Origin of the sequence: Bifidobacterium amazonense (genome assembly GCF_018555435.2) — a bacterium.
GTDB classification, from domain to species: Bacteria; Actinomycetota; Actinomycetes; order Actinomycetales; family Bifidobacteriaceae; genus Bifidobacterium; species Bifidobacterium amazonense.
This window is the reverse complement of sequence record NZ_JAFEJT020000083.1, coordinates 1-11,254: the sequence shown is the minus strand read 5'-3', so window position 1 is coordinate 11,254 and position 11,254 is coordinate 1. Positions and strand designations below refer to the sequence as shown.

Sequence of the window (11,254 nt, the reverse complement as noted above, 5' to 3'; positions counted from 1 at the left end):
CCGACGAGCTGCGCGCGCTGGGTCGGGTTTTCGGTCATTTCGCTGGGCAGACCGTACTGCACGGTGGTGATGCCAGCGAAGAACGCCCAGTACAGCAGGTTCGCGAAGAAGTAGACGGGAATCGGCAGGTCCGGGATCCACAGCAGCAGGTAGAAGACGAAGTTCGCAGGGATCGCGAAGATGAGGATCGACCGGCGGCGGCCGAAGCGTCTGCCGAGCGCGTTGCGGTACATGCGGTCGGAGATGTATCCCCAGACCGGCCCGATCACGGACGCGACGATCTTGCCGGTGGCGATGAGCACGGCGGTGACGGCCATCGGCACGTTCAGGAACGTGGTGAAGTAGAACATCTGCCACGTGACGATCATGGTCTGCATGACGTACGACAGCGAGAACGTGGAATAGCCGAGCTTGGCCTTCCACGGCAGCGGCCTGATGGTCGCGTCGACGGGGGAGTGGCCGTTATGCGGGGATGTGTCTGGTGATGACTGCGACATCGGTGTCACTGTCCTTCCTGCTTTGGCGCGTCGGCGGTGACGGTCGGCCGGACGGTCACAGGTCGCGCGGCTTGCGACCATGCCATGGTTCCGGCGTTCGTCCGTCGTGCCGCCGCTTCGCGACACGCCGTTGACGCTGTGTATCCGATCTGATTCAGCACTATATCATCGTTAAGATTTATGCGCCATCAGCGGCGTTTTGAATACCGCGAAATTTGGTAAGTTTCAGCGATCTTATCGATAAGATGATATGCTGATTGCACCGGAAGTTCCCGAGCATCTCTTGCCGGGGAAGCCAAGACTCACACCCACGCAATGATGCACAAGCTCGCTCATCACCAGTCAATGGAGGCCTTACGATGACGACACCGACAATCCCGAATCCCGACGCGCATGCGTTCTCGCAACGCGCCAACGATTTCAACCACGGCTGGCGCTTCTTCCGCGGCACACCGAACGGCGCGGAGAAACCGGACTATGACGACGATGCCTGGCGAACCGTCACCTTGCCGCACGACTACGGCGTCGAAGGCAGGTTCTCGCGCAACGCCCGCGCCACCGTCGGCTACCTCAAGGTCGGCGAAGGCTGGTACCGCAAGACCTTCACCGCCCCGACCACGCTGGCAGGCAAGCGCGCCACGCTCGACTTCGACGGCGTGATGGACCGTGCCGAGATCTGGCTCAACGGCGAGAGAATCGCCGAACACCACTACGGCTACACCGCGTTCAGCGTCGACCTGACGGGCCGGCTCAGGCTCGGCGAGGAGAACGTCGTCACCGTCCGCTCCAACAACGAGGAGCCGAGCTCACGCTGGTACGCGGGAGCCGGCATCTACCGCGACGTGACGCTCACCGTCACCGAGCCGGTGCATGTCGCGCGATTCGGCACCCAAGTCACCACGCCCACGTTGGAAACGGACGTCAAGGATCACGTCGCGAACGTTCGCGTCGCGACGATCATCGCCAACGAAACAGCGGACGACCGGCCGGTCATTCTGCGCAACGTTGTCATCGACGCGGACGGTACGATCGTCGCATCCGTCAGCGAGCACGTCACCGTTCCCGCGAACCATCCGGACACCACGCACGCGGCCGCGCACTACGACGACGCGGACGCGGCCAACCGGTACGGGCAGACCGTCGCCGTGCCGGATCCGCACCTGTGGAGCACGGCCGACCCGTACCGGTACACGCTGCGCACGATAGTGATCGATGCCGCGAACGCCGACGGTACGGACGGCATGGCGCTCGACATGATGGACACGCAGATCGGCCTGCGCTGGATCACACTCGACCCGGCGAGCGGACTGTACCTGAACGGCGTGAACATGCGCGCGCTCGGCATGTGCATGCACCACGACCTCGGCGCGCTGGGCGCGGCCACATACCGCCGCGCCGTCGTGCGCCAGCTGGAGATCCTCAAGGACGCGGGCGTCAACGCGATCCGCACCAGCCATAACCCGTGCTCGAAGGTGTGGGCCGAGGAGTGCAGCCGCATGGGCTTCCTGCTGCTCGAGGAGCTCACCGACATGTGGACCGCGCCGAAGAACCGCAACGATTACAGCAACTACTTCGCGACCGACTACCCGGAGGATCTCGCCGCGATGATCCTGCGCGACCGCAACGAACCGGCCATATTCATGTGGGGCATAGGCAACGAGGTCGCCTGGCAGGAGAGTGAGATTCCGATCGCCGCCGATCTGACCCGCCGCTGCCATCTGCTCGACCCGACCCGGCCGAACTCCGTCAACGATGCCTCGTACCTGTCCAAGGGCATCGACGGCATCGGCAACAAAATCCACGAGCAGATGGACGTGCGCGGCTACTCGTACATCAACCGCGACCAGATGGAGCAGGTGCACGAGCGGCACCCGAACGACGTGATCCTCAACTCCGAATCCGGCAACTGCACGCCGTGTCGCGGGTTCTACGTGCACCCGACGATCCTCACGGACGAGTGGCAGCTGCGCGGCCGCGACTATCCGTTCGCCAAGGGCCGCCGGCCGTGGACGGAGGACACGTACGAGATCTCCGACTACAACGTCACCACGAACCGCGGATACCCGCTCGATATCGCGTTCGACCGACTGGTCAATCTGCCGTTCAATGTGGGCGAGTTCGCGTGGACCGGCTTCGATTACATCGGCGAGCCGGCGCCGTACATCTCGAATTTCTATTGGAATAAGCCTCAGATGCCGGAATCGGATGGTTCGGTGCTCGCGCCGCTACGTTCGTACTACGGCATGGTCGATACGGCCGGCTTCCCGAAGAACCCGTGGTGGCTGTACAAGGCCTTGTGGACCGACCCGGACGATGCGCCGATGATTCACCTGCTGCCGCACTGGAACTGGGACGAGAGCGAGTCGGTGGCCGTGTGGGCGTACACGAATGCCGCGTCCGCCGAGCTGTTCGTGAACGGACGGTCGCTGGGACGGCGCGAGTTCGAGTCGCACGAGGCGACGTTCCACCTGAGCAACAAGTACGCCGACAAGCCGTTCGAGTACCGCTACCAGAAGAACGGCAACGAGGAGAAGCAGCTGACGTTGCAGTGGGAGGTGCCGTTCGAGCCGGGTACGGTGTCGGTTGTCGCGTACGACAAGGCCGGCAATGCGGTTGCGCGCGATTCGATTACGACGGCCGGTACGCCGGCCGGGATCCGGTTGATCCCGGATCGTCATGTGATCGACGGCGACGGCCACGACCTGAGTTTCATCGAGGCCGACGTGATCGACGATGCCGGCGTGATCGTGCCGCGCGCGAACAACGAGATCGTGTTTCACGTGGAACACGGACGACTGTTGGGGACGGACAACGGCTATCAGGCGAACACCGAGCCGCTGCAGTCGCCGGTGCATTCCGCCTACTCCGGCAAGGTGCTGGCGATCGTCGCATCCGACGGCTCGGGCCAGCCGATCCGCGTGACCGCCACCGCCAAGGGGCTGCGTTCCGACAGCGTCGACGTGTTCCTTACCGAGGAAGAACACCTGCGCCCCCTGAAGGGGGAGCTGTCGCCGAAGGCGACTGAGGGGGTGACCGGCGAGACGACCCCCATCACCCCCTCAGTCAGCGATGCTGACAGCTCCCCCTTCAGGGGGAGCAAGGAGGCGGACGCAGCGAACGCAAACAGCCCCTCATCCGCGGCGGACACAGCAGGCGCAACGGCGACCGTCCTCGCCGTACGCGACGCCGCCGTACGCGTACGCGCGGGCGAAACACCGTCTCTGCCGCAGACCGTGACCGCACTGCTCGCGGACAACACCCGCACCGAAGTTTCGGTCGAGTGGGCGACCGCCGATCTGCTCGACAAGACCTCCGCGACCGAATCCAGATCCGGCGCGCAATCCTTCGTCGTCGATGGCGAGGCCACCGGTCTGCCGGTGCACGCGACCGTCACCGTCACACATCCGATCGCCGTCCGCCCGGTCACGCTGGCCGCCGCAGCCGGCGCCGAACCGGCGCTTCCTTCCCGAGTGCTGGTCGTCTTCGACGACGGCAGCGAAACCGACACCCCGGTCGCATGGCAGCCCGTTCCGCAGTCGACGTGGGCCACGCCGGGCATCGTCACACTGAGCGGCACTCCGGACGACTACGACCTGCCGGTCACGGCCACCGTGCGCGTCGCCGATGCCACGTCGCCCGCCGCGGCGAGCGCAACGGCCGCCGAAACCCCCGCACCGATCGCGCACGACACGACCGATCTCACGGCGATCATCGTGGACGGCGTACCGATCGCCGGGTTCACCGCCGACGCGCACCGCTACACGCTGCGTCGCGCGTACACCGATCCCGCGCCGGTCATCGAGGTCACCACGGCCGGCAACGCGACCGCGTACGTCGTGCCGCCGCTACACTATCCGTACGGCTCGTACGTCGTGCGCGTCACGTCGGAGGACGGCGAACAGCATGGCTCGTACGCGCTTGATCTCGACGTGCCGCCCGCACCGGTCGCCGAAGTCACGTTGACACCGCCGACGTGCACGCTGTCCGAGGACGAGACGACAACGCTCACGGTCAGCGCGAGCGACGAGGTCGGCAATCCGATCGAACTGTCCATGAACGACGACGTGACCGTAACGTTCGCATCCGGCGACGAGGCCGTGGCCGGTGTCGCCGCCGACGATACGGACAAGGCGAAGGCCGTGGTGCAGGCCAGGCTGAGCGGCGTCACGCAGATCACCGCGACCGTCACGTACGGCGGCGCGACAGTATCCGGCACCCCGACGATCATCACCGTCGCGGCCGGAAGCGAACCGAAATCCCCGGTCCGCACAACCGTCGCCACCACGCGCACCGTCGTCGGCACCGTACCGACGCTGCCCGCGACCGCGACCGTCACGTTCGGCCACGGCGTCGACGCGCCGCTGCCGATCGTTTGGGAACCGGCATCCGATGAGACGTTTGACCACGCCGGCGAGGTGACGTTGCGCGGCACGATCGCACGCTTCAATCGCGACGTGACGACCACTGTGCAGGTCGTCGAAGTCGTTGCCGTGCAAACGGTCGCACTCGCGACGATCACCGGCATCGAACCGCTTGTGCAGGAAACCGTGCCGGAAGTGACCGTCCACTGGTCCGACGGCACGAAGGAGCAGCGCCGGGTCACCTGGGATATACCCGACCCGTCCACGTACCGCCATCCGGGCACATTCTCGCTGCTTGGTACGGTCGAGGGCATCGACGAGCGGGCGGTCGCACACGTTCGCGTGACTGACAACCATGTCCAGAACCGCGACCTGTTCTCCTACCGCAACGACGTGTACCCGCAGGTGCGCGCCTCCTACACGAACCCCGACCCGAAGGCGCAGGAGGACAGCTCTCTGCTCATGGACGGAATCGTCTCGTATACGCCGCGCGTGGGCTACAACCTGAAGAACCGTTGGTCCACCACCGGCAACCCGTCGCGCACCGCATCACTCGAATACCGTTTCGGCTACGGCGAGGAGACGCCGTTCATCCTCGACGCATTCACCGTGTACTACTGCCTCGACGGAGAACATGTCGCACTGCCGAAACACGTCGACATCGAGTATCTGGACGCGAACGGCAGCTGGCGACCGGTGAGGAACCTCGCCGTCGCGTCGCATCCGGTCGAGCAGACCAACGACGCCGCGTGGGTGTACGCGACGGTCGGCGACAAGCCCGGTTCATCGATGTCGTCGAAGGGCGACGAGACGACATACTCATTCGACATGGTGCGCACGTCGCGCATGCGCATCACGTTCGAGTCCGCCCCCGGCGAGGTCGTGGCGATCACCGAGGTGCGCGGTGACGCGCAGATTCCGGCGCTCAACTCCGACGCGACGATCGCGGGACTGTTGGTGGACGGCGAGGTATTGCCCGGATTCGACCCGGCGGCCGAGACAGTGCACGTCGCAGGTCGCACGGATGGTGACGATGCAGATCCCGCCGGTACCGCCGGTCACGTTCCGACCATCGAGACGCTGCCGACCGGCACCAACGCGGCCGTGACCGTCGTACCCGGCACCACGGCAGGCGACGACGAGACGCAGGTGATCGTCGTCTCCGAAGACGGCACCGCCACCCGCACCTACCACGTCGTCTTCGACAAGTGACCGCACCCGCAGCCAACAACCGTCGACCAAGGAGCCGCCTATAAGCCCACCATCCAAACCCAGCCGGTCCGGCCCTGCTTCAGACAGCCGCGAAGCCTCCGCCCAACTCCGGCGGAGGCTTTTATATGTTTTTATCAACAACGACCCCTAATCGAAAGGCAGACCGCCGTACAGCGACCAGACAGCCATGTTCACGCCCCGATCAGGCTCAGCATCTGGGGCACGCTCTTCTTGCCGAACTCGACCTTCTGCTCGCCTCCGCGGTTGATGACGATGCACGGCACGCTCATCGCGCCGTACTGGTCCTTGAGCTCGGGGAAGTGCGAGATGTCATACGCCTCGGCCCTCACGCCGGGGTTCAACGACGCGATGCGCTGCGAGGCGAGCACCGTCTCCGGGCACATCGTGCAGGTCAGCGACACCAGGATCATGATGTCGGTCGGGCTCGCCGACACCGCACGCTCGCGCAGATCGTCGTCCAACGGCTGACCGGGGCCGGCCGCGTTGTACAGTCCCAGCACAAACGAGTTGAACTCGTGGCCGCTCGGCACGCCGTGGAACGCAAGTCCGGTCGCGACCAGACGATCGTCATCGCCGACCACGCACAGTCGCACGGCCGGTCGCGCGACCGGAAGCAGTCCGGCCGGATCGAACTCGGCACGACCGGAATCGTCCAGCGAACCGTACGTCGGCAGCGCGTCGCCGTTCGGCAGCGTGATCTCCGCCGGCTCGCCCGCGACCAGTCCGGACGGCACCGACTCGCCGTCGACCGTGGTGACCACGCCGGCCGCATCGATCGCCACCGAATTCAGCTTGCCGCCGGACAGCGCGACCATCTCGCCGACGAATCCCTGCAATTCCGCGGACAGCGGGGTGTCGTCGAGTTCCAGCGCAAGCGTGACCGGACGGGTCATGCGGCCGAAGACGACGCCGAGCTGCTGCTTGATCGCGGCGGAGAACAGTTCGCCGGGCTTCTTCGCGGCGGCAGCGTCCACACTGCGCTTGACCGGCGCGGGAGCGGGCGTCGTGCCGACGGCGCTTGCGTTCGCAGCCGCACTCGCCTCGGCTTGTTCGTACGCGCTCGCGGTCGGACGCGGCGGAACCAGACCCGTCTTCTCGCTCATCGACTTCGCGTAACGTTCCAGTTCGACGGCCGCGATCGCGCCGTCGGCGGTCGCGGTGACGACCTGACGCAGGTTCTTGACACGCAGGTCGCCGGCCGCGTACACGCCCGGCACCGACGTTTCGAGATAGCCGTGCGTGACGACGTAGCCGTGATCGTCGAGTTCGACGATGCCGCGCACGAGATCAGTCGCGGGCACGTATCCGGCGAACACGAACACGCCGAACGTGCCGTCGTCTGCCGGCTTCCACGTCTCCGTCTCGCCGGTGGAGACGTTGCGGATCGTCGCCTCGCGCAGGCCGCCCTGTCCGGCGGTCACGCCGTCGAGCACCGTGTTGTAGCGCACTTCGATCTTCGGATTGTTCTTCGCCTCGGCCGCGACGGACGCGTCGCACGTGAAGTCCGGCTCGCGCACGAGCACGGTGACTTTGGACGCGTATTTGGTGAGGAACACGGATTCCTCGGCCGCGGCAAATCCGCCGCCGATCACCAGCACTTCCTTGCCGGTGAAGAACTCGCCGTCGCAGGTGGCGCAGTAGGCCACGCCGCGGCCCGCATACTCGGCCTCGCCTTCGAAGCCGAGCTTGCGCGGGGATGCGCCGGTGGCGAGCACGATGCCGAACGTGCGCAGGTCGCCGCGCGAGGTGTGCACGGTTTTGACGTCGCCGTCGACGTCGAGCCCCGTGGCCTCGGCGGACAGGAACTCCGCGCCGAAGTCCTTCGCCTGCTGGCGCATGGTCTGGGTGAGCGCGCGGCCGGTCGTACGGCCGACGCCCGGGTAGTTCACGACTTCGTTCGTAATGGTGATCTGCCCGCCGAAATCGTCCTTCTCGAGCACGAGCACGCGGTAGCGGGCGCGCGCGAGGTACAGGCCCGCGGTGAGTCCCGCCGGGCCGCCGCCGATCACCACCACGTCGTAGAGATTGCTGGTGTCAGTCATACAAAAAGCTCCTTAATCGACATCGCAAGGGGATGTGACGCCCCATCCCAACCTGTCCGTGAAGTCATGAGGACATGGGCTGAGAGAGTTTGTTAACAGGATGGGCTGGATAGGCTGTCACACTCTTCATACAATGCGCCATGCGTAGGCGGTGTGGCAGAATACCGTGTCACACCATCCGTAACACCGCGATTTTCTGCAATGCGTGACATCACGCCTACAGGCCGCTTCAGCATCACCTTGCCGGGCAATACCATCAATCCTTGGAATTCCAGTCATCCCAAGATGATGCCAAAACCGTACTCCTTGTCACACTCTCGCATAATCTTGATCCTGCGCGCAAGCGTGACACAGGCGCTGTCACACCCCGTTAGAATGGGCGGATTTTACCGATACGTGGCACGAGATCACATCACGCATCGGCAAAATCCGCCCATTCAGCACAGTCGTGACAATAATTCCGAATTTCGTCAGCAGATCAGAGCAGGCCGACCAGATCGAGGCTCGGCTCGATGGTGTCCTCGCCCGGCTGCCACTTGGCGGGGCAGACCTGATCGCCGTGCTCGTACACGAACTGCGAGGCCTGCACGCGGCGCAGCAGCTCGTCGGCGTTGCGGCCGACGTTGGAGGAGATGACCTCGTACGCCACGACCTTACCTTCCGGGTTCACGATGAAATCGCCGCGCTCGGCCATACCGTCGGCCTCGTTGTAGGTGTCGAGGTCGCGCGCGAGCAGTGCGGTCGGGTCCGCGAGCATCGGGTACTGGATCTTAGCGATCTTCTCGTTCGCGTCGTGCCACGCCTTGTGCACGAAGTGCGTGTCGGTGGAGACGGAGTAGATCTCGCAGCCGATCTTCTTGAAGTCCTCGTACTTGGCGGCGAGGTCCTCAAGCTCGGTCGGGCACACGAACGTGAAGTCGGCCGGGTAGAAGAAGAACACGGACCAGTGGCCGAGCACGTCGGCCTTGGTCACCTCGCGGAATTCGTTGTTCTGGAACGCCTGAACCTTGAAATCGGTGAGTTCGTGCTGCAGAAGAGTCATCATTGTTCCTTTCTGAAATCGGTGACGACAAACCGATTTCATCCTATCCCGAATCGCGTTCGCCGCGCAGGGCGAACATGCCGCGAACGCTATGAGGATAATCACAGCGCAGAAGCCAATCGCCTTGCGCCGCGACAAGTCACCCTGCCCAGCAATCAGCCGCACTGCACCGCACCCGCACGCACACCCGCACCAACCCGCGCACGCCCGCACGGCAAAACCGCGCGCCCGTCCGCCCCTCACGGCGAAACCGCACGCGCCGCACTGCACGCTAAGATGGGACCCGAATCAACCTTTGGAGGTACACATATGGCTGAAGAGTCGACGGCGAACGCAACGTGGAGTCGCATGCTGGCCGGTAATCGTCGTTTTGCCGAGGGCAAGCCGGAGCATCCGTGGCAGGACAAGACCACGCGCGAGTCGCTGATCGACCGGCAGAATCCGGACGCGGCTGTGCTGTCGTGCTCGGATTCGCGCGTGCCGCCGGAAATCATCTTCGACGCCGGACTGGGCGACCTGTTCACCGTGCGCACGGCCGGGCAGATCATCGACGACGCCGTGCTTGCCTCGCTGGAATATGCCGTGAGCAAACTGCACGTCAGTCTGCTCGTCGTGCTCGGCCACGAGGGCTGCGGCGCGATCGACATGGCCGCGCGCGAACTCGACGACATGATCGTGGCGACGACCGACGACGCGGCCGGTTCGCTCGAGGCCGCGGACGGCATCGACAGCCTGGACGAGCGCATCGCCGAGGCCGAGTCGATCATGCTGCGCACGGTCGGCATGTCCGTGTGGCAGGCGAGGCAGGCCGAACTGGACGCGCATGAGGACTTCGAGCGCGTGCATATCGCGCACACGATCGAGGAGCTGGTCACGCGTTCCGAAGTGATTCAGGACGCGCTCGCGCACGAGCGGCTCATGATCGTGGGCGCCCGTTACCAGCTCACCACCGGCAAGGTCGAGGTGCTCAGCTTCTGATCTCGCGATCAGCCGTGTCATTTCGAGCGAGGCGCAGCCGAGTCGAGAAATCGTTCAGAACCACTGCGCGGCAAAGATTTCTCCGCTCACTGCGTTCGGTCGAATGACACGTATCATCACTGCGCCATCGACCACCATCACCAACCAACATCACCAACCAACATCACCAGCCAACATCATCAGGCGCCATCATTCTGATTGACGTGCCGCTCCCCTAGAGTGGAGTGCATGTCACTTGGTATGAACATCCTGCTGATTTTCGTCTTCCTGCTGCTCGGCTCCGTGTTCTCCGGTACCGAGCTCGCGCTGGTTTCGTTGCGCGGTTCGCAGATCGATCAGATGGAACAGGAGGATGCCCGCGGCGCTCGCGTGGCGAAGATCGCCCGCGACCCGAACACGTTCCTGTCCACCGTGCAGATCGGCGTCACGCTGTCCGGCTTCCTGTCGGCATCGTTCGGCGAATCGTCGATTTCCCCGTACATTGTGCCCGTCATCGAAGGCTGGGGCGTGCCCGCGCACATCGCCGCGCCGCTGACCACCATCAGCCTCACGCTCATCATCTCGTACTGCTCGATCGTGATTTCGGAAATGGTCCCGAAGCGCATCGCCATGCAGCGCACCGAGCAGATCGCGCGCGCCGTCGTGCCCGCGATCGATATTTTTGCAACCGTATGCCGTCCGATCATCTGGCTGATCGGCAAGAACACGAACGGCATCGTCCGTCTGCTCGGCTTCGACCCGAATGAGACGGAGAGCGAGGTTTCCGACGACGAGCTGCGCGTGCTGGTCAACACGAACACGTCGCTGAGCAAGGACGAGCGCACGATTCTGGACGACGTGTTCGACGCGTCCGAGACGATCGTAGCCGAGGTCATGCGTCCGCGCGCGGACGTCGTGTTCCTTGACGGCTCGCAGTCGATCGCCGACGCGGCTGCGTACGTTCGCGAAATGCCGTACTCGCGTTATCCGGTCACCGGCAAGGATTTCGACGACGTGATCGGATTCGTGCACGTGCGCGACCTGCTCGACGTGCGCGATCCGAACGCGAAGACGGTCGCCGACGTGACGCGCGAGGGGATTTCGCTGCCGGGCACGTCGAAG

The 11,254-nt window shown here is 64.6% G+C and carries 6 protein-coding genes; 3 read left to right on the top strand and 3 right to left on the bottom strand.

The genetic code is table 11. The annotated features are described in order from the left end of the window. A partial coding sequence (locus JS533_RS12700) for an MFS transporter (RefSeq protein ID WP_241515101.1) occupies positions 1-497 on the bottom strand: 497 nt, incomplete at its 3' end. A gap of 359 nt (positions 498-856) precedes the next feature. On the opposite strand from JS533_RS12700, the gene JS533_RS12695 reads away from it, so the two are divergent. Then, the gene (locus tag JS533_RS12695; protein WP_241515099.1) at positions 857-6,070 is read left to right on the top strand and encodes an Ig-like domain-containing protein; all 5,214 of its coding nucleotides are present in this window, start codon (positions 857-859) and stop codon (positions 6,068-6,070) included. A gap of 191 nt (positions 6,071-6,261) precedes the next feature. Here JS533_RS12695 and JS533_RS12690 read toward each other — a convergent pair whose 3' ends face one another. After that, positions 6,262-8,133 carry an FAD-dependent oxidoreductase gene (locus JS533_RS12690; RefSeq protein ID WP_241515097.1) on the bottom strand — a complete coding sequence of 624 codons (1,872 nt, stop codon included), beginning with the start codon at positions 8,131-8,133 and terminating at the stop codon, positions 6,262-6,264. Between the two features lie 478 nt (positions 8,134-8,611). After that, entirely contained in the window at positions 8,612-9,175 is a 564-nt protein-coding gene (ahpC, locus tag JS533_RS12685) for an alkyl hydroperoxide reductase subunit C (RefSeq protein WP_241515096.1), read from the bottom strand. Positions 9,176-9,484: 309 nt separating this feature from the next. On the opposite strand from ahpC, the gene JS533_RS12680 reads away from it, so the two are divergent. Continuing rightward, entirely contained in the window at positions 9,485-10,153 is a 669-nt protein-coding gene (locus JS533_RS12680; RefSeq protein ID WP_033494956.1) for a carbonic anhydrase, read from the top strand. Between the two features lie 228 nt (positions 10,154-10,381). Beyond that, the coding region (locus JS533_RS12675) for a hemolysin family protein (protein ID WP_241515094.1) at positions 10,382-11,254 on the top strand (873 nt) is incomplete at its 3' end.